The sequence below is a fragment of the Lysobacter sp. 22409 genome (genome assembly GCF_052045105.1).
GTDB lineage: Bacteria > Pseudomonadota > Gammaproteobacteria > Xanthomonadales > Xanthomonadaceae > Lysobacter > Lysobacter antibioticus_B.
Genome location: NZ_JBQEOE010000010.1, coordinates 42,300 through 64,688 on the forward strand (window position 1 = coordinate 42,300; position 22,389 = coordinate 64,688).

A 22,389-nucleotide genomic window follows, 5' to 3' on the forward strand; every position below is an offset into this window, starting at 1 on the left:
GATACCGCAACCGCCCGCGCAACCTGCCCGGCCCCGCAATGAACCCGCCAGCCGAGTCCCCCTTCGGAAAAGGGGGGCAAGGGGGGATTGGCGACAGCGCCGCAGTTCTTCTGTCACCGCCGAGCCCAACGTCATCGTCCTACGGCCGCTCGCGTCGTCGACACCATTGCGCGGTCGCGGCTTGCGCCGCTCCTACCCAAGAGCGACGCCGCTTCAAGGGTAGGCCCACGGGGATTTCCTTCGGTCGCAAGCCGCGACCGCGATCCCGCAAACATCGGCGCTACCGATGAGCCCCGGTTTGGATGCGCCACCCGACTGCTACCATGTCCCCGTTGCAGAAGAGTGGCGCCGGCCGAAGGCCGCTGCCCGCCGAAGGCGCAGGCTCCCATAATCGCTCAGGCTCGGCCCTTCATCGGCCGGAACACTGCAACGAACACGCCGATCTGGAGAGAGGCCGCGACGCGGCCCACCGAAGGGGCAAGCGGCCGCTGTCGCGACAGCGCGCCGCCCAAACTCTCAGGTAAAAGGACAGCGGGAGCGGCACCGCGGCCTTCGGGCCACGGAGACAGGCAAGCGCATGCGGCTCACGGCCGCGCCTGCGCTTGCCGCGCTGTCCGGCCGCTCGTCCTCATCGCAGCGGCGCGTCCGCGTCTTCGTGCCCGGCCGCGGTTCATTCGTGCCCGCCCGACGGAGAACCGCCGTGTTGCTGCAACTGATCTATCTCATCGCCATCAGCGCCGAAGCCATGACCGGCGCGCTCGCCGCCGGCAAGCGGCGCATGGACCTGTTCGGCGTCGTCATCATCGCCAGCGTCACCGCGCTCGGTGGCGGCTCGCTGCGCGACATCGTGCTCGGCCACTACCCGCTCGGTTGGGTGCGGCATCCCGAGTACCTGGGCTACACCATCGGCGCGGCGATCGCCGCGACCTTCCTGGCCAAGAAACTGCACCGCTTGCGCCGCGCCTTCCTCTGGCTGGATGCGCTCGGCCTGATCGCCTTCACCCTGATCGGCTGTTCGGTCGCGCGCGAAGGCGGGCACGCCCCGGTCATCGTCGTCATCGCCGGCATGTTGACCGGCGCGTTCGGCGGCGTGTTGCGCGACGTGCTGTGCAACGAGATCCCGCTGGTGTTCCAGCGCGAGTTGTACGCGGTGATTTCGCTGCTGACCGGCGTGGCCTATCTGGCGATGCTGCGCTTCGGCGTCGCCGAGAACCTGGCCGTGCTGCTCTGTCTCGGCGGCGGTTTCTCCTTCCGCCTGTTGGCGATCCGCTACGAGTGGGAGATGCCGAAGTTCGTTTATCAGTGAGCGTCGGCGCAGCCTGCGCTGCAGAGCGCGCTCAAGCGTCTTCGGACAGCGCCTGCGCGACGCGTTCGCGGATGGCCGGCACCAGCTCGCGTTCGAACCAGGGGTTGCGCTTGAGCCAGAGATTGTTGCGCGGGCTCGGATGCGGCAGCGCCACCGTATGCGGCCAGCGCTCGCGCCAGGACGCGACCGCGGCGGTCAGCGTGCCGCCGGCGCCGGGCAGGTGATAGGCCTGCGCGTACTGGCCGATGACCAGGGTCAGGCGCAGCCGCTGGAACTGCGCCAGCAGACGCCGGCGCCAGGCCGGCGCGCACTCGGGGCGCGGCGGCAGGTCGCCGGACTTCGCGGTGCCGGGATAGCAGAAGCCCATCGGCAGGATCGCCACCTGGTCAGCGTCGTAGAAGCGTTCGCGATCCAAGCCGAGCCAGGCGCGCAGGCGTTCGCCGCTGGCATCGTCGAAGGGCAGGCCGCTCGCGTGCACCTTGCGGCCGGGCGCCTGTCCGGCGATCAGGATGCGCGACTGCGCGCTCATCTGCAGCACCGGCCGCGGGCCATCGGGCAGATGCGCGGTGCACAGCCTGCACGCGCGAACGTCGGCGAGCAGGGCGGCAAGGGATTCCATCGGCATCGGTTCCGGCAAGGAGGCAGCGGCGGTCGGGTTTGCGCGTGCAAGCCGCGGCCGAGTGTTGGTCGCGGCGCGAAACCCTGTCAAGCTGCGAACCCGCAGCGCAGGGCGGCAGCGCAAAAGACGACGCCGGCGCTAGGCCGGCGTCGTCGTTGCAGCGCTAGTGGGCGGAGAGATTATGCAGTGATGTCGCGGTCCTTGGTTTCCGGCAGGAACAAGGCGCCGATCACCACCGTCATGGCGGCGACGATGATCGGATACCACAGGCCGCTGTAGATGTTGCCGGTGGCGGCGACGATGGCGAACGCGGTGAACGGCAGGAAGCCGCCGAACCAGCCGTTGCCGATGTGGTACGGCAGCGACATCGAGGTGTAGCGGATGCGGGTCGGGAACAACTCGACCAGCCAGGCGGCGATCGGGCCGTAGACCATCGTCACCAGCAGCACCAGGAAGGTCAGCAGCGCGATCACCATCGGCTTGTTGATCTGCGCCGGGTCGGCCTTGGCCGGATAGCCCGCGGTCTGCAGCGCTTCGGTCAATTGCTTGCCGAAGGCTTCCGACTGCGTCTTGAAGGCGGCGCCGTCGAGCGATTCGCCTTCGAAGCTGCTCAGGCTGGCGCCGCCGATGCTGACCGTGGCGACGCTGCCGGCCGGGCCGGCCGCGTTGACGTAGGGAATGCCCTTCTTGGCCAGCGCCGACTTGATGATGTCGCAGGACTGCTTGAAGGTCGCCTTGCCGACCGGGTCGAACTGGAACGCGCAACGATCCGGATCGGCGGTGACGGTGACCGGCGAGGCGGCGACCGCGGCTTCCAGCGCCGGGTTGACGTTATGGGTGAGCGCCTTGAACACCGGGAAGTAGGTGAACACCGCGATCAGGCAGCCGGCCAGCACGATCTTCTTGCGGCCGATCTTGTCCGACAGCCAGCCGAAGAAGATGAAGCCGCCGGTGGCCAGGGCCAGGGCGATCGCGATGAAGATATCGGCCTGGTTCGGGTCCATGCCGAGGGTCTTGGTGAGGAAGAACAGCGAGTAGAACTGGCCGCCGTACCAGACCACGGCCTGGCCGGCGGTGGCGCCGAGCAGGGCGAACAGGGCGATCTTGCCGTTCTTGGAGAAGAAGCTCTCGGTGATCGGCGCCTTGGAGGTCTTGCCTTCGGCCTTCATCTGCTGGAACAACGGCGATTCGGCCAATTGCATGCGGATCCACACCGACACACCGAGCAGGATCACCGAGAACCAGAACGGGATGCGCCAGCCCCAGGACTCGAAATCTTCCTTGCCGAGGTAATTGCGGCAGGCCCAGATCACCAGCAGCGACAGGAACAGACCGAGCGTTGCGGTGGTCTGGATGAAGCTGGTGTACAGGCCGCGCTTGCCGTTGGGCGCGTGCTCGGCGACGTAGGTCGCCGCGCCGCCGTACTCGCCGCCGAGCGCCAGGCCCTGCAACAGCCGCAAGGTAATCAGAATGACCGGCGCGGCGATGCCCAGGGTGGCGTAACTGGGCAGGATGCCGACCAGGAAGGTCGCCAGGCCCATGATCACGATGGTGACCAGGAAGGTGTACTTGCGTCCGATCATGTCGCCGAGGCGGCCGAACACCAGCGCGCCGAACGGACGCACCGCGAAACCGGCGGCGAAGGCGAGCAGGGCGAAGATGAACTGGCTGGTCTCGTTCAAACCGCCGAAGAACTGCTTGCCGATGATCACGGCGAGCGAACCGTAGAGGTAGAAGTCGTACCACTCGAACACGGTGCCGAGGCTGGAGGCGAAGATGACCTTCTTGTGGTCCTTGGTCAGCGGCGTGCTTTGCGGCGCTGCGTTTGCGGTGATGCTGGACATGTCTGTTCCCCCGAACAGTGGAGAGGAGCGGGCCGGGGCCCGCCGGGGCGATTCTTTCTATGCTGCTGTCGCGACTTTCCGATCAGAAGCTGTACTTGACGTGGGTCTGCAGGCGGTTGATTTCGCCGCGGTCGCCGCTTTCGATCTCGCGCTGGCCCCAGATGTACTCGGCACCCAGGTCGAGTTTCGGGATCGGGGTATAGATCAGGTTGATGTGGGCCGATTGCGCCGACTTGGTGATGCCCAGGCCGGTCAATGCGGTCTTGTTGTCGTATTCGGCGCGCGAATAGAACAGGTTGCCGCGCAGCTTCGGGGTGAACGCGTGGCGCCAGCCGACGAAGCCCGAGACCAGGTCGATGTTCTCCAGGTCGCCGCTGGCGTCGAGCACGGCGTCGTTGTTGAGCGCCAGGCCGACGTAGCGGCCGATGCCGCTGCCGGTGGTGACCATGTAGCGCAGGTCGTCCTTGGCGCCGAGGTTCCACTTGCCCGACAGGCTCAGGCCGTAGCCGGTGTTGCTGTCGTTGATGCGACCGGACTGATACTTGAGCTGGCGGGCGAGCGCGCCGACGCTGAAGTGGCCCCAGTCGCCCTTGGCGGTGTAGCGCGCGGTCACGTCCGGCACCGCGCCGTCGTCGCCGGCGACCTGGGCCATGTTGCCGCGGAACGGCGTGTACACCGTCTCCGGGTTCTCGATCGAGAACGACCACGGCCCGCTGGTGTAGCGCAATTGCGCCTGGCGTACGAACACCGTGCCCTCGGTGGGGCCGAGGAAGTCGACCGTGTCCGGCAACGCCGCGGTGTCCTGGAAGTTCGACCAGGCCTGGCCGGCCATCCACTTGTTCCAGGTCACGTAGGCCTGGCGCAGCGTCAGCGCGTAAGTGTTGGTGGCGACCTCGCTGCCGGTGAAGGCGGTGCTGCCGCCGCCGTAGAGGTCGAATTCCAGATAGCCCTTGAGCTTGTCGCCGCTTTCCAGGTCGGTGTCGGCGGCGAACCAGAAGCGCGAGAAGTTCGCGCCCATGTCGGTGTCGCTGCCGCCTTCGCGGGTGGCCGCGCCGCCGACCGGAATCGCCTTGGGCACGTAGAACAGGCGCCCGACCGAACCGTCGGCGATGTCGCCGTCGTTGGTCTGGGTGACCGAGGCATCGAGCTTGATGAAACCGCCGTAGCTGAAACGGGTGCCGGGGTTGCCGGCGGTCGAGATCGGCGTGCTCTGGATGCCGGGCTTGGCCGGCGTCGCCGCGACCGCGGCCGGTGCGGCGGCCTGCGCGGCCTTGACCTCGGTGACCTGGGTCTGCACCTGCTGCTGTTGCGAGACCAGTTGCTGGACCATGCGTTCGAGTTCGGCGACGCGCGTTTCGAGTTCTTTTTCCTTTGCCGTCTGCGCGAAAGCCAGGCCGGGCAGCGCCAGGGCGACCAGCAAGGCCGCGGCCAGGGGCCGCCGTCGCATCGCCGCGCGCCGCGGTGCCGTGCGTGTGAGCACACTAGTGAACGTCATGATTCCCTCCCGAGGAACGCCGCGCGGTACGTGCGGCTGCGGCCAGCCTGCGCGCGGCCGAGACGGCTTCACCATTCGCCATTGGTCGTAACGGCGCGATTCAGTTCTCCATTTACGGCCAAGTTACGACCAAGGTCTAAATGGGTGCCGCAGCGGCGGTCGCGATGAATGCGGCAAACTGGGAAGCCCGACGGGTCGAGGGCCGGGATTGCGGATTCGAGATTCGTAAGCTGCGATGATGGCTTGGTCGATTCTCGAATCCCCAATCCCGAATCCCAGCCGTCTTACGGAGCCCCCACTCATGACTCACCCCGTCACCGTCTACCCGACCGACGCGGACTTCGCTGCGAAGTCGCGCTACCGGCGCGAAGACTACGAACGTCTCTACGCCGAATCGGTCGCCGACCCGGACGCGTTCTGGGGCGGCGTGGCCAAGCGCCTGGACTGGTTCAAGGCGCCGACCAAGATCAAGAACGTCAGCTTCGATCTGGCCGACTTCCACATCCACTGGTACGAGGACGGCGAGCTCAACGCCAGCGTCAACTGCCTCGACCGCCATCTGGCCGAGCGCGGCGACAAGACCGCGCTGCTGTTCGAGCACGACGACCCGAGCCTGCCGGCCGAGCACATCAGCTACCGCGAGCTGCATGCGCGCGTGTGCCGTCTGGCCAATGCGCTGCGTAACCTCGGCGTCAAGAAGGGCGACCGCATCACCATCTACCTGCCGATGATTCCCGAGGCCGTGGTGGCGATGCTCGCTTGCGCGCGGGTCGGCGCGATCCACTCGGTGGTGTTCGGCGGCTTCGCCCCGAACTCGATCGCCGACCGCGTCGCCGACTGCGCCAGCAAGCTCGTCATCACCGCCGACGAAGGCCTGCGCGGCAGCAAGAAGATTCCGCTCAAGGCCAACGTCGATGCGGCCCTGAAGCTGCCCGGCACCAACTCGGTCGAAACCGTGCTGGTGGTGCGCCACACCGGCGCCGCGGTCGACATGCAGATGCCGCGCGACCGCTGGTACGACGCGGTGGTCGAAGGCCAGCCGGAAACCTGCGAGCCCGAGCGCATGAACGCGGAAGACCCGTTGTTCATCCTCTATACCTCCGGCAGCACCGGCAAGCCCAAGGGCGTGCTGCACACCACCGGCGGTTACCTGGTCTATGCTAGCTTCACCCACGAGGCAGTGTTCGACCTGCGCGAAGACGACATCTACTGGTGCACCGCCGACGTCGGCTGGGTCACCGGTCACAGTTACATCGTCTATGGCCCGCTCGCCAACGGCGCCACCGCGCTGGTCTTCGAGGGCGTGCCGAACTATCCGGACGTGTCGCGTTTCTGGAACGTGATCGACAAGCACAAGGTGAGCGTGTTCTACACCGCGCCGACCGCGATCCGTGCGCTGATGCGCGACGGCGACGAGCCGGTCAAGAAGACCTCGCGCGCCTCGCTGCGTCTGCTCGGCACGGTCGGCGAGCCGATCAACCCCGAAGCCTGGCGTTGGTATTACGAGGTGGTCGGCGATTCGCGTTGCCCGATCGTCGATACCTGGTGGCAGACCGAGACCGGCGGCATCCTGATCACCCCGTTGGCCGGCGCGATCGACCTCAAGCCCGGTTCGGCGAGCAAGCCCTTCTTCGGCGTGCAGCCGGCCCTGGTCGACGCCAACGGCGGCGAGCTCGCAGGCGAGGCCGAAGGCAATCTGGTGCTGAAGGATTCCTGGCCGGGGCAGATGCGCACCGTCTATGGCGACCACCCGCGTTTCATCGAGACCTATTTCAAGACCTACCCCGGCAGCTACTTCACCGGCGACGGCTGCCGCCGCGATGCCGACGGCTACTACTGGATCACCGGGCGCGTCGACGACGTCATCAACGTCAGCGGCCACCGCATCGGCACCGCCGAAGTCGAGAGCGCGCTGGTCTCGCACCCCAAGGTCGCCGAAGCGGCGGTGGTCGGTTTCCCGCACGACCTCAAGGGCCAAGGCATCTACGCCTACGTGACCCTGATCGCCGGCGAAGCGCAGAACGACGAATTGCGCAAGGAACTGGTGGCCTGGGTGCGCAAGGAGATCGGCCCGATCGCCACGCCCGACCATCTGCAGTGGGCGCCGGGCCTGCCGAAGACCCGTTCGGGCAAGATCATGCGCCGCATCCTGCGCAAGATCGCCGAGAACGCGCCGGATCAGTTGGGCGACACCAGCACGCTCGCCGACCCGTCGGTGGTCGAGAGCCTCGTGAGCGAGCGACTGGGGCGATAAGAGCGTCACTGCCTGGCTGGCACGGCTGTTATCGCGGTCGTGCTGGTTGCGGGGGGCGGCTGTAGCAGCAGCAACAGCAAATCCCCCCTGCCCCTTTTTTCAAAGGAGGGATTCGGTAGGAAGGTGATTCCCGGGTTGGGTGATTCGTGAGCGAGGCTGCAAATAGCCTTGCTTGGGCAGCTCAAGCTCCACTTCGAGTTCCACCTCAAGCTCCACCTCAAGTTCCACTTCAAGTTCCACTTCAAGCGTCAGCTCAAGCTGGCATTGGTATACCCGTGCTGTTGCTGTTCCCCCCTTTGAAAAAGGGGGGCAGGGGGGATTTGCTTCGGCTTTCGCCTTCAATCTTGACTCACGATCCCAGGCAAACGCTCGGACACGACGCGATATATCTCCTCCATCACCGCAGCCGTTTCCCTGTGCACCTGCAGGTTGTCGAAGCGGATCACCTTCAGCCCGAGCATCTCCAACGCGACCGTCCTTCTTTCATCCGCCGTCAGGCCTGAATCGGTGGCGTGCTGCGAGCCATCGACTTCGACGATCAGCCCCGCCGCCGGCGCATAAAAGTCGACCACATAACGTAGCAACGGCTTCTGCCGGTAGAACTGCACGCCGAGCATCTGCTTGCGCCGCAACAGCCGCCACAACCGCTGTTCGGCGGCGCTGGCGTCGCCTCGCAGGCGGCGCGCGGGCGTTTTGAGACCGGGTTCATACGAATGCATACCCACATTTCACCCGCCTTCACCCATCGTCCAATAGCGGACGAACCCCCTGTACGACGTAAGATTCCTGCCATGTACGTCGTCCGCAGCACCCTTCCCCCGACCAGGCCCGCCCCATGCCGACCCTGCTGATCGCCGACGACCACCCGCTGTTCCGCGAAGCCTTGCGCGGCGCGGTCGCGCGGGTGCTGCCGGACGCGGCCCTGCGCGAAGCCGACAGCGTCGATGCGCTGTACGCGCTGGTCGAGGCCGAATCCGACGCCGATCTGTTGCTGCTCGACCTCAACATGCCCGGCGCGCAAGGCTTCAGCGCGCTCGTGCATCTGCGTGCGCTGCATCCGCAGTTGCCGATCGTGGTGGTGTCGGCGCGCGAGGAGCCGGCGACGATGCGCCGCGCGCTGGATCATGGCGCGGTCGGTTTCATTCCCAAGTCCGCCGACGCGGCGACGCTCGGCGCGGCGCTGACCACGGTGCTCGACGGCGACCGTTGGGCGCCGGCCGCCGCCTTCGCCGCGCCGGCCGCGAATGCCGACGAACACGAAGCCGCGCAACGCCTGCGCGACCTCACCCCGCAGCAGTTCCGCGTTCTGCAGATGCTCGGCGCCGGCCTGCTCAACAAACAGATCGGCTACGAACTCGGCGTCTCCGAAGCGACGGTCAAGGCCCACGTCACCGCGATCCTGCGCAAGCTCGGCGCCAACAACCGCACCCAGGCGGTGCTGATCGCCGGCCGTCTCGCCCTCGATCCCAGCGCGATCGTGCCGCCGCCGGAAGAGGTCGAGTAAGCGGGTTCACCGGCGACCACCGCTCGCCGCTTGCGCGCACTCGAACCGTCGCAGGGAATCCGCAGACGATGGACGGCCACCCGAGTTTCCCCGACCCGGTAACCAAAAGCATCGACATCCAGGCCGCGCCGACGACGGTGTGGCAGGCGCTGACCGATCCTGTGCGCATGCCGGCGTGGATGTCGGAGGAGCCGCTCGAAGTCGTCACCGACTGGGCCATCGGCAGCCCGATCGTGATCCGCGGCGTGTTGCACGGACGGCTGCGTTTCGAGAACAGCGGCATCGTTCGCGCCTTCGAAGCCGGGCGCGTCCTCGAATACAGCCATTGGAGCTCGCTGTCGCGGCGCGCGCTCGCCGACGCGCCCGAGAACCACGTCGGCATCGCATTGCGGCTGCATCCGAGCGGCCACGGCACGCGACTCGAGCTGAGCCTGAGCAATCTCGGCGACTATGCGGTCTACGGCCACATGAATTTCTACTGGGAAGTCACCCTGGCGGTGCTCAAGCGTTACTGCGAAGCACAGGCGCGGTAACGAGCGTCCGTTGCGCGGCCACGCTCGCCGCCCGTCGGCGCGATGCGAGTTGCCGCGGACGGCCATTGAATCGACAACGCAGCTGCCGGCATAGTCGCGCCATCAATGGACCGCCATCGAGAAAGGAAGCGGCATGAATCGCTCGACCCGCTGGATGCTGTCGTTGGCGATGCTCGTAATCGCGCTGCCCGCAGCCGCGCAGGACATCGAATGCGACTTCGACCAGGACTATCTGGCCAAGCGCATGCAACAAGCCGCTGCGCGCCACGGCGGCCGACTCGATGCCGCCACCGGCACCGCCATCTGGAAACTGCGCAACGGCGAGACGGTCACGGTCGCCAGCGGCGGTTGCGTGCATTACGGCACGACGGTGAGTCTGGTCTATGCGCCCGGCGCGTCCGCACCTTCCCGTGAAGTCGCCATCGAGCGCCTGTTCGCCGCGGTCTCGAAGTACTGGCAGCCGGCGGCTGCACGCCGTTTGCAGGCTTTGGTGCAGGCCGGCGCGTATGCAACCAAGACCTTGGACGACGGCAGCATCGAACTGGTCGGCTCGCTCGACCCGGGGGAAAGTTTTTCGTTCGAATATCGCCTCATCCTCGGCAAGCACGAGGTGCGGATCAGCTGGGAAGAAGCCTGATCCGCGAAACCGCAACCCGCGCACAAACTTGAAAACCGCGCGGCGCGGGTGTTAGCTGGCCGCCTCAATGCGCCGCCGCGCAGTCGCGGTCGGCGCGCACGCGCGACGATCGCGATGCGGTTCAACGGAGGCGTAATGAAGCGGGAACTCGAAGGCAAGGTCGCGGTGATCCACGGCGGTGGCGGCGCGATCGGCGGCGCGGTGGCGCGTGCGTTCGCGCGCGAAGGCGCTCGCTTGTTCCTCGCCGGTCGTAGCCAAGCGCGTCTCGATGCGGTCGTGGCGGACATAGCGAAGGCCGGCGGCATCGCCGAAAGCGCGCAGGTCGATGCGCTCGATGCCGGTGCCGTCGAGCGCCACGCCGAGGCGGTCGCGGCGAAGGCGGGCGCCATCGATATCGTTTTCAACGCGGTGGCCTTCGTGCACGTGCAGGGCGTGCCGTTCGCCGAACTGCCGCCGGCCGACTTCGAGTATCCGGTCCACTCGTACATCCGCTCCAACTATCTGACCGCACAGGCGGCCGCGCGCCACATGGGCGAACGCGGCGGCGTCATCCTGAGCCTGGTCACGCCGGTTGCGCGCATGACCGGTCCCGGCTATCTGGGCCATTGCGTCGCCTGCGCCGGTGTCGAAGCGATGTCGCGCCATCTCGCCGGCGAACTCGGCGGGCGCGGTATTCGCACCGTCTGTCTGCGTTCGCATGCGATCCCTGAAGCGCTGGACGCGGGTTCGCACAGCCGCGAGGTGTTCCAGCCGCTTGCCGACCAGGCCGGCATCTCGGTCGAAGCGATGCTGCAGGGCGCGGCCGAGAGCACCCTGCTCAAGCGTCTGCCGACGCTCGCCGACATCGCCGGCAGCGCGGTCTACGCGGCTTCGGATCGCGCCTCGGCGATGACCGGCGGCATCCTCAATCTCACCGGCGGTTTCCTGGTGGATTGATACGCGGGCGACTCACGGCTCGTCGCGTTGCGCATCCGGCGCCCACACCACGCCGAGTGCGCGAATGCCGAAACCGGACACGCGCTGCACTTCGCGCCACGGGTCCAGCGAGGTGTCGAATTCGATGATCTCGTAGGAGCGGCCGCAGGTGCGCCAACCCGTGCACGGCGCGATGTTCGGCGCCTGGTCCCAGGGAATGCCCGACAAGCGCCGTAACTCCACCCACGCCTCGGCCAGCGAGCCGTGTTGGCTCAGCGATTGCGCGTGATCGGTGTCTTCGATGATGAAGCGCGTCGCCATGATGTCGATGCGTGCTACCCAGAGAGTGGGACTGCGGGGCAAGACCGGGCAGTCGGGCCGGCCTTCCCCAAGGCCGGCGATCCGCGGCATCGTAGCCGGGCTCATGCGTCAGGACAAATCGCCCTGCGTCGCCGTCCTTGCGAACCGCGAGCGCGACTGGAGATCAACCATGGCGGCAAGATCGCGATCGCGAAAACCCGGATCGCGATCACACCCGGCTACGGCGCCTGCGCACTCGTGCGACACGAAGCGCGACGGCGCGCCCGCTTGCGATGGCGGCTCAAGGAAAGCAGCGGTGCGCGCGACGAGGCGTGCGTACTGCGAACACGGACGACGACGTCCTCGCAACCAAGCGCTAGGGCAGGGTGAACTTGCGCATCGCGCGCAGCGGCCACAGCGAAGTGAAGCGTGCGCCGCCGACCAGGCGATGCGCGGCCGACATGCCCTGGATCAGGCCCAGGCGTTCCAGCACGTCCTTGGCGCGGCGGAAGCTATGGCGCGGGTCGGCGGTCAGCATGAACAGATTGATCTCTTTCGCGCTGACGTCGTAACCCTCCAGCTCGACCGTATCGCCCAGCGCGGCCTTCAACTCGGCCTCGATCGTCGCCAGGAAGGCCTCGTCGGCCAGGGACTTGCGCCAGAACTTGATGATGAGTTGATGATCCATCCGCCGATTGTAGGCGCAACCGCGAACGGCGCGATCTGCCCGTGCCGCAATGCCGATGCGCGATCGCGTCGCGCGCCGCGTTGCAGTCGTAATGCCGGATGCGGCCGACAACAAAGCGGCCCGGTTTCCCGGGCCGCTCGTCAAGCTTCCCTGCCTGCCTCGCAGCTCAGTCCTGGGCGCTCTGGTAAGCGACCAGGTAACGGCCTGCGGCGACCGCGAAGGCGGCGCGGCTCACCGTCTTGCCGGGGTCGAAGTAGGCGTGCAGGGTCGGTTGCAGATCGAACGGCCCCTGGGTGACGGCGAAGCGCGCATTGATCAGGCCGCGGTCGAGGGCCAACTGCACGTAACCGCGCAGGCTGGCCGGGATCGACGCCGCATCGTCGACGGCAATGCGCTTGCCGTCGTAGAACGCGGTCAGCTGGCCGTTGAACGCGCGCGCTTCGCTCTGCAAGGCCAGGCTCTGCACCAGCGAATAGGCCAGGCTGACCCGGCTGACGCTGTCGTTCGGGCGGAACGCGCCGTTGAGCGTGCCCATCACGCCGTCCTGCGACTGGCTCAGGTCGCGCAGTGCGCCGCCGTTGGCGACCGCGGATTCGGCATAAGCGTAACGCGCGTCGCCGGGCGAGAGGTCGCTGAAGCTGGAGCGGCCGTTGAACGGCAGGTACTGGCGCACGCTCTGGCCCATCAACAGGTATTGCGCCAGTTCGCTGCGCTTGAGCGTGGCATCGGGGCGGAACTGCTGATCCGAGTAACCGTCGACCAAGCGGTTGGCGACGGCGAATTCGATCGCCGAGCGCGCCGGGTGGGTGGCGACGTCGCCCATGCCGGTGTAGCCGCCGCTCTTGAGGAAACTGATTTCGCCATCGACCGTGCCTGGCAGGCCGTAGCCGTTGGTGACCTTGGCCGGGTCGAGGTTGGTGCCGGACACCGAGCCGACGCCGCGCACGCTGACCTTCCACAGGCCAGGCTTGCCGGGCGCGCCGGTGGTGACGGTGTCGCCGAGCACCGGCAGGGCGATCGAGGAGCCGTACTTGATGCCGTCCGGATCGGTCAGCACCACCGCCAGCGTGTTCTCGCCGATGGTGGCGCGGGCGGCGACCCAGGCGATGTCGCTGGCGACGGTGAAGCTTTGCTCCTCGACCGTGCCGACCGGAGCGAAGTCGACCGAGAACGGCAGGTTCGGCACGCCGCCGGACAGGATCGCGTTGGCGTTGAACGCACGCAGCGGGTTGACCGTGGCGCCGAAGCCGTAGCGCAGCGCGGCGGCCTCGGCGACCGCGGTGTAGGCGTTGACGTGGCCGGCACCGGCTTCCCAGGCCAGGCGGCCGGTCATGTTGGTCGAGGTGCGCTCGAGGATGTCCTTGATCTGCGCCGGGGTCAGGTTCGGATTGGCTTCCAGCATCAGCGCCACGATGCCCGCGACGTGCGGCGTCGCCATCGAGGTGCCGCTCATGTGGGTGTAGTGGGCCAGATAGGCCGGCGCCAGGGTTTCGGCGTCGTGCTGCGCTTCGGTCGCCGGCAGGGCGCCGGTCAGCGCGCGCGTGGACACGATGTCCACGCCCGGCGCGACGATGGTGGGCTGGTTGAAGTAGGTCCACTGGCGGCCGTCGGGCATGGTGAAGCTGCCGCTCTCGCCGCGCTTGCCGCGCGAGGAGAAGCCGGTCAGCACGCCGTCCTTCTCGCCGGCGCCGACCGAGATCACCCACGGCGCCTGTGCGTAGGGGTTGTGGGTGTCTTCGCCGGGGCCGTCGTTGCCGGCGGCGAACACGCTGACGATGCCGCGCTTGTACAGCTCGTAGGTCGAAACGTTGACCGGGTTGAGCGGATCGAACTTGCCGCTGCTGCCCCAGGAGTTGCTGGTCACGCGGATCGGGTGATCGAAGCTGAACTGCTTGGTCGCGGCGTAGTCGAGGCCGCCGACCGCATCGAGGATCAGCAACACTGCACCCGAGCCGTAACCGACCAGGTCCGCACCCGGCGCCACGCCGCGGTACAGGCCGTTGGAGCGGGCGCCGTTGCCGCCGATGGTGCCGGCGCAATGGGTGCCGTGGCCGGAACCGAGGTCGGTGTTGATCACGCCCTCGGTGTAGGAGATCGGCAGCATCGAGTCGAGCGAGTTGAGGTTGGTGGTGCCGAGGGTGTTCTCGACCACGTGCTCGCGGAACTTGAGGTCGTCGTGGGTGGCGTCGATGCCGGAGTCGTTGACCACCACGGTGACGCCGGCGCCGCTGAACGGCACGGCGCGCACGTAGTCGCCGGGGTTGTCGACGGTGCGGGCGGCGCCGGTGATCTCGCGCGCTTCCTTGTTGAAGTAGCGCAGCGGCGCATTCCAGTAGATCGAGGCGACGTCGTCGCGCTGGGCCAAGGCGCGGATCTCCGCCGGCGTCGCCAGGGCGCCGGCGATCGGCAGGGTCCGCATGGTCACGCCCTGGTCGATGCCGAGCGCGCGCAGCGCCGCGACCTGGGCCGGGGTCACCGGGCTGGACTGCTTGTAGCTGACCACCACCTGCAGCGGCTCGGTGCCGGCGACGGCGGCCATGCGCTTGAGCAACTGCGGGTCGAGGTGGGCGTCGGCCAGGGCGACGCCGCTGGCGAGTACGCCGACGGCGATGGCGCAGACGCGGAAGGTCTTACGGGGAATTCGCGATGACATGGTCGAATGGCTCCGGAAACGCCCAGGACGTGAGGCGTGTCCGGAGTATTCGCAGCCGCCCGGGGCCATCGCATCGGGACTTCCCCCTAACCCGGCTGGGGAGAAACCCTCAGGTGCCGAGGGCCGAGCAAGGCCGTGCGACGGCCCTACCGCGCTGCCGCGGCAGGGGCCTGCCGCCGTGCTTACAGCCCCTGCGCGACCTGGGCCGCCTCGTAGGCATCGACATGACCGCTGCCGACCTCGTAAGGCTGGCGTCCGGTCATCGGGTCGGCGGTGGATTGCAGCACCTGTTTGACCTCGAGCGGGCTCAGCCCGGGGTTGGCCTCGAACAGCAGGGCGACGATACCGGCGACATGCGGCGTCGCCATCGAGGTGCCGCTCATGTGGGTGTAGAACGGCGCCTGCAGGCCGAGGGCGGCGTCCTGCGGCGTCGCCAACAAGGGCAAGGCGCCGGTCAAGGCGCGCGCGGACACGACATCGACGCCGGTCGCGACCAGGCTCGGCTGGTTGACGTAGGTCCAGTGCGAGCCGTCGCTCATGGTGAAGCTGCCGCTTTCGCCGCGCTGGCCGCGCGAGGAGAAGTCGGCCAGCGTGCCGTCCTTCTCGCCGGCGCCCACCGAGATCACCCACGGCGCCTGCGCGTAAGGGTTGTGGGTGTTTTCGGCCGGGCCGTCGTTGCCGGCGGCGAACACGCTGACGATGCCCTTCTTGTACGCCGCATAGCTGGCGAGGTTGACCGGGTCGGTGGGGTCGAAGGCGCCGCTGCTGCCCCAGGAATTGGAGATCACTTTGATTGGCGAATTGAACGCGTGTTGCTTGGCGATGGCGTAGTCGAAGCCGCCGACCGCATCGAGGATCGAGATCACCGCGCCGGAACCGTAGCCGACCAGGTCGGCGGCCGGGGCGACGCCGCGCTGCTGGCCGCCCGAACGCGCGCCGCTGCCGCCGACGCTGCCGGCGCAATGGGTGCCGTGGCCGGAGCTGAGGTCGGTATTGAGTTGGCCTTCCAGGTAAGTCGCCGGGCCGAAACCGGTCACCGAGGCCAGGTTGGTCAGCGCCTGTACGTTCTCGACCACGTGGTTGCCGAATTTCAGGTCGTCGTGAGTGGCGTCGATGCCGGAGTCGTTGACCATCACGGTGACGCCGCGCCCGGTGTAGCCGAGCGAGGGCGTCGCCTGCAGGCGGTCGACGCCGGACAGCCGGCGTGCGTCGGCGTTGTAGTAGCGCAGGCTGCGGTTGAAATGGATCGCGGCGACATCGTCGCGCTGCGCGAGGGCGCGGATCTGCGCCGCGGTCGCCAGGGCGCCGGCGATCGGCAGGCTGCGCATGCGGATGCCCTTGGCGATGCCGAGCGCCTGCAGAGCGGCGACCTGGCCGGTCGTGACCGGGCTGGCTTGCTTGTAGCTGACCACGATCTGCAGCGGCTCGTTCGTGGCCGTCGAATTCAGCTTCGACAGCAGCTGCGGATCGAGCCGGGCCTCGGCCAGGGCCAGGCCGCTGCTCAGCAGGCCCAAAGACAGGGCGGACAGTTTCAGTGCCTTGCGACGAGTGCGATTCATGCGAGCGAAGACTCCCTAATGACCCGATGGCCGTGTCGGCCGAACATGAACCGGCCGCGGCGGTCGGGGCATCCGGGATTCCCTTCAGCGGCAAGCGCGGAAAACCCCCAGTCAGCTTCCCGGGGACGGCGCTGAGGGAAATTCCCTAGAGACACACGTCACATTTCGGTTTAGCCTGCCTCTCCGCGTGGTCGTACGCCGGAGTAAGCGATGGGGAAGTTGGCGTTGGCGTCGAGGCTGCTGGCAGCCGCCGCCCTGTTCGTATCCAGCGCGGTCGCATCGGCGCAATCGCTGCCGGTCACCGTCAACGCTTCCGGCAACACCGCCACCATCGTGGTCGGCGATCCCACCCAGCCGGTCGCCGACCTCACCCTGACCTTCGACGATGCCAGCGGCCTGCAGGCGTCCAGCCTGGGGGTCAGCGCCCAGCTGGTCAGCCTCAGCGACAGCGCCCTGCTCGCGCGCCTGCCTGGCCTCGGCCTGACCCCGCTCGACCCGGCCTTTCCGCTGCTGATCACCATCGAGCCGCCGGCGCTCGGCGGGCTCAGCTTTCGCCGAAGCGTGCGGGTCGAGGTGCATACCCATGCGCTGAGCTACAGCGCGGGCAGCTCGTATCGTTTGTTCAAGGCCCCGCTGGGCGGCAACTTCCGCGACATCTCCGACGAAATCGCTCCGGGCAGCGTGCGCGCGCGCGGCACCACCGGCGGTTTCTCGCAGTTCCTGGTGCTGTCGGACCTGCGCGCCACCGGCAGCGTGATCGCCCAGAAGATCGCCTGGCTGCGCGCCCGTGTCGATCAACTGCCCTTGGCCGAGCAGGCGGCGTTCGATGCCTGGCTCGACACCGTCGCCACCGCCGTCGCCGCGGCCGAGTACGCCGATGCGATCGCGGCGCTGGATGCGTTCCGCGCCCGCGCCGTCGCCCGCGCCGGCAGTCCGCTCGCCGACCAGTGGCGCGCCGCCCGCGACCTCGACAACCATGCCGGCGAACTGATCGCGGGGGCCGCGACGCTGAAGTTCAGCGTCGCCTACCTGCGCGACTTCGGCCAATAAGCACACCGCGTCATCGGCGGCTTGCGCTTTGCGCCGTCGCGCCTGCCTTTCCCGCATCGGCGACGCTAAGATGATCCGATGCAGGCGCGCCTGATCGCCTATCCGCCAGATCACGCTGCGGTCGTCCGGTCCTTGCGGCCGGGCGATGCGTTGAGCATCGGCCGCGCGCCCGATTGCGACCTGGTCATCGCGCACCCTTCGATCTCGCGCCGGCACGCCGAATTGCTCGGCGAAGCCGACGGCTGGCGCCTGCGCGACCTCGGCAGCAAGAACGGCAGCTTCGCCGACGGTCTCGCGGTCGACGAGCTGGTCATGACCGAGCCGTACTGGCTGCGTTTCGGCGACGTGCATTGCGAATTCGCGCCGCTCAGCGCCGCCGAGATCGCCGCCGGCGAACAGGGCCAGTCGCTGCGGCGCGCCGCGGCCACCGCACACACGATGCGGCTGCAAGGCCTGACCCGGCTCGACGACCTGCTCGACGGCAGCCTGCGCGCGGTGTTGGACCTGGCCCAATGCGAGCGCGGTTTCGTCCTGTTCGAAGCCGGCGACGGTGACGGCTATAAGGTGCACAGCAGCCTGGCGCTCGACCCGGGCCGGCTCGGCGCGCGCGAATTCTCCGGCAGCGTCGGCGCGGTGCGGCGGGCCTTGCAGCAACGCCGCGCGGTCGTCGCCAACGATGTCCGCAGCGAAGCCTGGCTGGCGACGCGCGCCTCGGTGGTCGCGGCCGGAATCAACACCCTGGTATGCCTGCCGCTGCTCGACGGCGAACAAACCCTCGGCGTGCTGTACGCCGATCGCGTGCGCCCGGGGCCGGCGATCACCACCCTCGACCTGGAATTGCTCGAAGCCTTCGCCGAAGGCGCGGCGGTATGGATCGCCGTGCGCCGTACCAGCGAATGGCTCGATGCCCAGCCGGCCGCGCCGCAGTGGGAGCGCATCGTCGCCGCCCAGTTCGGGGAGGCGGGATGAGCTCCTCCGGCGGTGCCGGGCACGACGCGACCGCCACCGGTCTCTATCGACACGCCGATCTGCCGCCGGGCAGCGTGCTGGCCGGGCGCTTCCGCATCGAGTCGATGCTCGGCGTCGGCGGCATGGGCGTGGTCTATCGCGCCACCGACCTTGCCCTGGACATCCAGGTCGCGCTGAAACTGCTGCGCCCCGAACTGATGCACCGCCCGGATGCGTTCGAACGCTTCCGTCAGGAACTGCTGCTGGCGCGGCAAGTGTCCAGCGCCCACGTCGTGCGCATCCACGACCTGGCGCAGCACGAAGGCCGTTGGCTGATCAGCATGGATTTCGTCGACGGCGAATCGCTCGATCGCCGCCTCGACCGCGACGGGCCGTTCGCCGTCGACAGCGCCCTGCGCATCGCCCGTCAACTCGCCGAAGGCCTCGCCGCGGCGCACGCCAAGGGCGTGGTGCACCGCGACCTCAAGCCGGCCAACGTGCTGCTGGATGCGCAGGGCAATGCCTACATCAGCGATTTCGGCGTGGCGCGCTCGCTCGCCAGCAGCGGCCTGACCCAGTCCGGCGCGGTGATCGGCACGCCGGACTATCTGTCGCCGGAGCAGGCGCGCGGCGAAGCGCTCGATGCGCGCAGCGATCTGTATGCGCTCGGTTTGATCCTCTACGAAATGCTGACCGGCCAGTTGCCGTTCGCCGGCGGCACGGTCAGCGAAGTGCTGGCGCAACGCATGCTGCGCACACCGCCGCCGGTGACGGCGCAGCGCGCCGAACTGCCGGCCTGGATCGCGCGCCTGGTCGACAAGCTGCTGCGGCCGCAACCGGCGCACCGCTTCAAGGACGCGGCCGCGGTGATCGCCGCGCTCGACGCCAAAGAAGTGCCTCGCGACGGCTATCGCGAAGGCGGTCGTTCCACGCGCGCCCTCTGGCTGGCCGCGGCCGCCGCACTGGCCTTGCTCGCCGGCGCCGGCGCGTGGTGGTGGCAGCGCGACAGCGCACCGGTGCAGGTGGCCTCGGCGCCCCTGGACCGTCTGCTGGTCTTGCCGATCCGCCATGCCGGCGACGATGCGCTGGCGCCGCGTCTGCTCGGTTTGGGCGCGCATTTGCGCGATGCGCTCGCGGCATCGCCCGGTGTCGCGGTGGTCGATGAAGAACGCACCGTGCAGGCACTGCGGCAACTCGACCCGACCGGCAACGCCGTACCCGATAGCGCCGCCTTGAGCCGGCTCGCCGCGGCGCGGCGCGTGTTGCAGCCGCGCTTGATCGAGCGCGACGGCCGTTGGCGCATCGACGCCGAACTGCGTGTCGGCGGCGCCCCGGCGCAGACCCTCGCCGGGCCGCTTGCCGCCGACCCGACCGCGGCCTTGCAGGCCTGGGCGGCGAAGCCGGACACCGTGCGCGCGCTGGCCTTGCCGTCGGCGATCGCGCTGGCCTTGCCCGATACGGGCAAGGCGCTCGATGCCTATGGCGCCGGCCTGCTGGCGCGTCGCCAAGGCCGCTTGAGCGATGCGCTGACCCAGTTCGACCTCGCCACCGCCGCCGCGCCCGATTACGCCATGGCCTGGCTCGCGCAGGGCGAAGCCGCCCTCGCCATCGGCGAGCAGGACGCCGCCTTCGAAGCGATCGAACGCGGCCAGGCCGTGGCCGGCATCGGTGAACGCCTGCGGCGCCGGCTCGATGCCGAACATGCCCTGCTGCAAGGCGACCCGCCCAAGGCCGTCGCGGCCTGGCGCGAGTGGTTGGCCAAGACCCCGGACGACACCTACGCCGAACTCAACCTCGCCCGCGGCCTCGGCGCCGGCGGCGATTTCAAGGCCGCCGTCGCCGCCTTGCTGCGCCTGGCCGAGCGCGACGGCGACGACCCGCGGGTGTGGTTCGAACTCGGCAAGTTTTCGATCCTGCAGGGGCAGGCGCGGCGCGCGGTCGACGACTACCTCGTGCGCGCGCTGGTCTTGTTCAAGCGCAGTCGCAACCTCGGCGGCGAAGCCGAAACGGTCAACGCGCTCGGCGTCGGCTACGGCCGTCTCGGCCAGTCGGCCGACGCCGCCGAGCAATACCGCAAGGCGGTGGAGCTGCGGCGTGCGCTCGGCAACCGCCGAGGCGTGGCGACCAGCTTGCGCAACCTCGCCAACGTGCTTGCCACCACCGGCAAGTTCGACGAGGCCGCTGCCGCGTTGGCGCAGGCGCGCGCGCTGCATGTCGAGCTGGACGATCGCGCCGGCTTGGCCGCGGTCGAAAACGAACTCGGCCTGCTCGCCGAGGAGCGCGGCGACTACCCCGGCGCGCTCGACGCGTTCCGTCGCGCTTTGCAGGCCTGGCGTCAGGTGGAGGACCCGCACGGCACCGCGCAGGCGCTCAACAACATCGGCTTCGCCGACTATCAACTCGGCGCCTACGACGACGCCCAGGTGTATTGGCAGCAGGCCGCCGAGGCTTACGCTGCGCTCGGCGAACAGACCGGGCGCATCCGCACCGAACAGAATCTCGGCCTGCTCGCGACGGCGCGCGGTCAGTGGGGCGAGGCGCGCCGCTTGCTGCAGCATTCCTTGAGCGCCGCCGAACAGCAGCAGATGTTGGAAGAGGTCGCAGTGAGCCGCCGCAACCTCGCCGAACTGGAACTGCTGCAAGGCCATTACGCTGCGGCGATCGATCAGGCGCGCCAGGCCGGCGAGCTGTTCCGGCAACGCGAAGACGCGCGCGGCCAGGTCGATGTCGACCTGCTGCGCGTCCAAGCCCTCATGCAAGCGCAGGCCCTGGTCGAGGCCCGGCGTTTGCTCGACGAGCAAGACAAGCCGCTCGCACAAGCGTCCAGCGAACAACGCGCGATCGCCTATCTGTTGCAAGCGCAGCTGGCGGCGCGCGAGCAACGCGCGGCGCAGACCGGCCCCGCCTTGCGCCAGGCCCGGCAACTCGCCGAGGCCTCCGGCGTACGCCAGCTACAACTGCAGATCGCGCTGGAGCAGGCCGGCAACGAGCGCGTCGATCCCTCGCTCGACCGCGCCACCGCCAGCCTCGGTCACGCCGGCTTGCGGCTGGCCTGGCTGGAGTTGGCGATGCGGCAGGCCCTGGCCGCAAGCAATCCCGCGCTTGCCCTGGGCCATTACCGCGAAGCCGTGCAGCGCCTGCGCGACGGCGACTTCCATCGCGCCCGAGCGCTGCATCGTCTCGGCGCGCGCGCCTACGCAGCGACCGGCGACGTCGCCGGCGAACGCAGCGCCCGCAACAAGGCCGATGCCGCACTGAAGACCATGCGCGACGGATTGCCGCCGGCCCTGCGCGCCGGCTTCGACCGCATCGAAACACCGTCAGGCAAGGAGGCGCCATGAGCCGCTCCGATCCCACCGAGCCAGACCTGTCGCTGGAACGCATCCGCGATCAATACCGCAGCCTGCTGCAACGCCTGGAAGCCAACGAACGCGAGTTCCGCCGGCTCGGCCGCTCGGTGTGGCGAGTGCAGGAAGACGAGCGCCGCCGCCTCGCGCGCGAACTGCACGACGGCATCGGCCAAAACCTCACCGCCCTCAAGCACCGCCTGGTCCAACTCGGCGACGGCTTGTCAGCCGAGCAACGCGCGCGACTGGAAACGGCGATCGCGCTGTGCGCCGATACGCTCGAAGACACGCGCGAGCTCTCGCGCCTGCTGCGCCCGCCGATCCTCGACGACCTCGGCCTGGAACCGGCGCTGCGCTGGCTGGCGCGCAGCCAGAGCGAAGCCAGCGGCATGGACGTCGCGATCGAGATCGAAGCGCTGCCGGCGCTCGACGGCGATCTGCAGACCTTGCTGTTCCGCGTCGCCCAGGAGGCGATCAACAACGCGGCCAAACATGCGCAGGCACGCAGTGTGCTTTTGCGCCTCGTCGCGCGAGGCGGCCTGCTGCAATTGCAAGTCGTCGACGACGGTTGCGGTTACGACCCCGACGCGGTGGCCGCGTCCGGCGGCTGCGGCCTCGGCGGCATGCGCGAGCGTCTGCGCCTGTACGACGGCAAACTCGAAATCCATTCCGTGCCCGGCGAAGGCACGCGCCTGCGCGCGGTGCTGCCGTTGCCGCCCGTCGCCGACGCCTGAGGC

The 22,389-nt window shown here is 68.5% G+C and carries 18 protein-coding genes and 1 riboswitch; of the genes, 10 read left to right on the forward strand and 8 right to left on the reverse strand.

The window, feature by feature from the left end; translation table 11 throughout:
* Positions 1–433: 433 nt before the first annotated feature.
* Positions 434–540, forward strand: a riboswitch (glycine riboswitch).
* 160 nt (positions 541–700) lie between these two features.
* The gene (locus ACTJJK_RS07290) at positions 701–1,306 is read left to right on the forward strand and encodes a trimeric intracellular cation channel family protein (RefSeq protein ID WP_440729881.1); all 606 of its coding nucleotides are present in this window, start codon (positions 701–703) and stop codon (positions 1,304–1,306) included.
* Positions 1,307–1,337: 31 nt separating this feature from the next.
* Here the strand turns inward: ACTJJK_RS07290 and ACTJJK_RS07295 are convergent, their stop codons facing one another.
* From ACTJJK_RS07295 to ACTJJK_RS07305, 3 genes are all read right to left on the reverse strand, one after another.
* On the reverse strand, positions 1,338–1,925 hold the full coding sequence (locus tag ACTJJK_RS07295; protein WP_440729882.1) for a uracil-DNA glycosylase family protein: 588 nt from the start codon (positions 1,923–1,925) through the stop codon (positions 1,338–1,340).
* Between the two features lie 179 nt (positions 1,926–2,104).
* Entirely contained in the window at positions 2,105–3,769 is a 1,665-nt protein-coding gene (locus tag ACTJJK_RS07300) for an MFS transporter (protein WP_440729883.1), read from the reverse strand.
* An 82-nt stretch (positions 3,770–3,851) separates the two neighbouring features.
* Positions 3,852–5,264 carry a DcaP family trimeric outer membrane transporter gene (locus tag ACTJJK_RS07305; RefSeq protein WP_223619241.1) on the reverse strand — a complete coding sequence of 471 codons (1,413 nt, stop codon included), beginning with the start codon at positions 5,262–5,264 and terminating at the stop codon, positions 3,852–3,854.
* A 301-nt stretch (positions 5,265–5,565) separates the two neighbouring features.
* Between ACTJJK_RS07305 and acs the strand changes: the two genes are divergently transcribed.
* Positions 5,566–7,518, forward strand: coding sequence for an acetate--CoA ligase (acs, locus tag ACTJJK_RS07310; RefSeq protein WP_031370623.1), 1,953 nt, complete (start codon positions 5,566–5,568; stop codon positions 7,516–7,518).
* A 338-nt stretch (positions 7,519–7,856) separates the two neighbouring features.
* Here the strand turns inward: acs and ACTJJK_RS07315 are convergent, their stop codons facing one another.
* The gene (locus ACTJJK_RS07315; protein ID WP_440729884.1) at positions 7,857–8,237 is read right to left on the reverse strand and encodes an endonuclease domain-containing protein; all 381 of its coding nucleotides are present in this window, start codon (positions 8,235–8,237) and stop codon (positions 7,857–7,859) included.
* A 116-nt stretch (positions 8,238–8,353) separates the two neighbouring features.
* Between ACTJJK_RS07315 and ACTJJK_RS07320 the strand changes: the two genes are divergently transcribed.
* The 4 genes from ACTJJK_RS07320 (at position 8,354) to ACTJJK_RS07335 (ending at position 11,128) form a co-directional block, all read left to right on the forward strand.
* Entirely contained in the window at positions 8,354–9,022 is a 669-nt protein-coding gene (locus ACTJJK_RS07320) for a response regulator transcription factor (RefSeq protein WP_031370625.1), read from the forward strand.
* A 68-nt stretch (positions 9,023–9,090) separates the two neighbouring features.
* Positions 9,091–9,555, forward strand: coding sequence for an SRPBCC family protein (locus tag ACTJJK_RS07325; RefSeq protein WP_223619244.1), 465 nt, complete (start codon positions 9,091–9,093; stop codon positions 9,553–9,555).
* 133 nt (positions 9,556–9,688) lie between these two features.
* Complete coding sequence (locus ACTJJK_RS07330) at positions 9,689–10,192, forward strand: hypothetical protein (protein WP_440729885.1); 504 nt, start codon at positions 9,689–9,691, stop codon at positions 10,190–10,192.
* A 135-nt stretch (positions 10,193–10,327) separates the two neighbouring features.
* Positions 10,328–11,128: an SDR family NAD(P)-dependent oxidoreductase gene (locus ACTJJK_RS07335; protein ID WP_440729886.1), complete on the forward strand. Its 801-nt coding sequence runs from the start codon at positions 10,328–10,330 to the stop codon at positions 11,126–11,128.
* Positions 11,129–11,140: 12 nt separating this feature from the next.
* Here ACTJJK_RS07335 and ACTJJK_RS07340 read toward each other — a convergent pair whose 3' ends face one another.
* From ACTJJK_RS07340 to ACTJJK_RS07355, 4 genes are all read right to left on the reverse strand, one after another.
* Positions 11,141–11,428 (reverse strand): hypothetical protein, encoded by a 288-nt coding sequence (locus tag ACTJJK_RS07340; RefSeq protein WP_031370629.1) that lies wholly within the window; start codon positions 11,426–11,428, stop codon positions 11,141–11,143.
* A 355-nt stretch (positions 11,429–11,783) separates the two neighbouring features.
* Positions 11,784–12,095 carry a hypothetical protein gene (locus ACTJJK_RS07345; RefSeq protein ID WP_031370630.1) on the reverse strand — a complete coding sequence of 104 codons (312 nt, stop codon included), beginning with the start codon at positions 12,093–12,095 and terminating at the stop codon, positions 11,784–11,786.
* Positions 12,096–12,261: 166 nt separating this feature from the next.
* The gene (locus tag ACTJJK_RS07350) at positions 12,262–14,748 is read right to left on the reverse strand and encodes a S8 family peptidase (RefSeq protein WP_440729887.1); all 2,487 of its coding nucleotides are present in this window, start codon (positions 14,746–14,748) and stop codon (positions 12,262–12,264) included.
* 182 nt (positions 14,749–14,930) lie between these two features.
* A complete protein-coding gene (locus ACTJJK_RS07355; RefSeq protein WP_440729888.1) occupies positions 14,931–16,307 on the reverse strand; it encodes a S8 family peptidase in 1,377 nt (458 codons plus the stop codon).
* A 210-nt stretch (positions 16,308–16,517) separates the two neighbouring features.
* On the opposite strand from ACTJJK_RS07355, the gene ACTJJK_RS07360 reads away from it, so the two are divergent.
* From ACTJJK_RS07360 to ACTJJK_RS07375, 4 genes are all read left to right on the forward strand, one after another.
* On the forward strand, positions 16,518–17,357 hold the full coding sequence (locus ACTJJK_RS07360) for a DUF6689 family protein (RefSeq protein ID WP_031370633.1): 840 nt from the start codon (positions 16,518–16,520) through the stop codon (positions 17,355–17,357).
* A gap of 78 nt (positions 17,358–17,435) precedes the next feature.
* Positions 17,436–18,326, forward strand: coding sequence for an FHA domain-containing protein (locus tag ACTJJK_RS07365; protein ID WP_440729889.1), 891 nt, complete (start codon positions 17,436–17,438; stop codon positions 18,324–18,326).
* The gene (locus ACTJJK_RS07370; protein WP_440729890.1) at positions 18,323–21,646 is read left to right on the forward strand and encodes a protein kinase domain-containing protein; all 3,324 of its coding nucleotides are present in this window, start codon (positions 18,323–18,325) and stop codon (positions 21,644–21,646) included. Before ACTJJK_RS07365 ends, ACTJJK_RS07370 begins: the two co-directional genes overlap by 4 nt.
* On the forward strand, positions 21,643–22,386 hold the full coding sequence (locus tag ACTJJK_RS07375) for a sensor histidine kinase (protein WP_223619250.1): 744 nt from the start codon (positions 21,643–21,645) through the stop codon (positions 22,384–22,386). The genes ACTJJK_RS07370 and ACTJJK_RS07375 overlap by 4 nt, the downstream gene beginning before the upstream one ends.
* The last annotated feature ends 3 nt before the right edge of the window (positions 22,387–22,389 follow it).

Excerpts from the sequence above, each read along its gene's own strand:
- ACTJJK_RS07330 (WP_440729885.1), top strand. The coding sequence starts at position 9,689 with ATGAATCGCTCGACCCGCTGGATGCTGTCGTTGGCGATGCTCGTAATC.
- ACTJJK_RS07375 (WP_223619250.1), top strand. The coding sequence starts at position 21,643 with ATGAGCCGCTCCGATCCCACCGAGCCAGACCTGTCGCTGGAACGCATC.
- ACTJJK_RS07365 (WP_440729889.1), top strand. The coding sequence starts at position 17,436 with ATGCAGGCGCGCCTGATCGCCTATCCGCCAGATCACGCTGCGGTCGTC.
- ACTJJK_RS07320 (WP_031370625.1), top strand. The coding sequence starts at position 8,354 with ATGCCGACCCTGCTGATCGCCGACGACCACCCGCTGTTCCGCGAAGCC.
- ACTJJK_RS07355 (WP_440729888.1), bottom strand. The coding sequence starts at position 16,307 with ATGAATCGCACTCGTCGCAAGGCACTGAAACTGTCCGCCCTGTCTTTG.
- ACTJJK_RS07300 (WP_440729883.1), bottom strand. The coding sequence starts at position 3,769 with ATGTCCAGCATCACCGCAAACGCAGCGCCGCAAAGCACGCCGCTGACC.
- ACTJJK_RS07345 (WP_031370630.1), bottom strand. The coding sequence starts at position 12,095 with ATGGATCATCAACTCATCATCAAGTTCTGGCGCAAGTCCCTGGCCGAC.
- ACTJJK_RS07325 (WP_223619244.1), top strand. The coding sequence starts at position 9,091 with ATGGACGGCCACCCGAGTTTCCCCGACCCGGTAACCAAAAGCATCGAC.
- ACTJJK_RS07360 (WP_031370633.1), top strand. The coding sequence starts at position 16,518 with ATGGGGAAGTTGGCGTTGGCGTCGAGGCTGCTGGCAGCCGCCGCCCTG.
- ACTJJK_RS07350 (WP_440729887.1), bottom strand. The coding sequence starts at position 14,748 with ATGTCATCGCGAATTCCCCGTAAGACCTTCCGCGTCTGCGCCATCGCC.
- ACTJJK_RS07335 (WP_440729886.1), top strand. The coding sequence starts at position 10,328 with ATGAAGCGGGAACTCGAAGGCAAGGTCGCGGTGATCCACGGCGGTGGC.
- ACTJJK_RS07295 (WP_440729882.1), bottom strand. The coding sequence starts at position 1,925 with ATGGAATCCCTTGCCGCCCTGCTCGCCGACGTTCGCGCGTGCAGGCTG.
- acs (WP_031370623.1), top strand. The coding sequence starts at position 5,566 with ATGACTCACCCCGTCACCGTCTACCCGACCGACGCGGACTTCGCTGCG.
- ACTJJK_RS07305 (WP_223619241.1), bottom strand. The coding sequence starts at position 5,264 with ATGACGTTCACTAGTGTGCTCACACGCACGGCACCGCGGCGCGCGGCG.
- ACTJJK_RS07340 (WP_031370629.1), bottom strand. The coding sequence starts at position 11,428 with ATGGCGACGCGCTTCATCATCGAAGACACCGATCACGCGCAATCGCTG.
- ACTJJK_RS07315 (WP_440729884.1), bottom strand. The coding sequence starts at position 8,237 with ATGCATTCGTATGAACCCGGTCTCAAAACGCCCGCGCGCCGCCTGCGA.
- ACTJJK_RS07370 (WP_440729890.1), top strand. The coding sequence starts at position 18,323 with ATGAGCTCCTCCGGCGGTGCCGGGCACGACGCGACCGCCACCGGTCTC.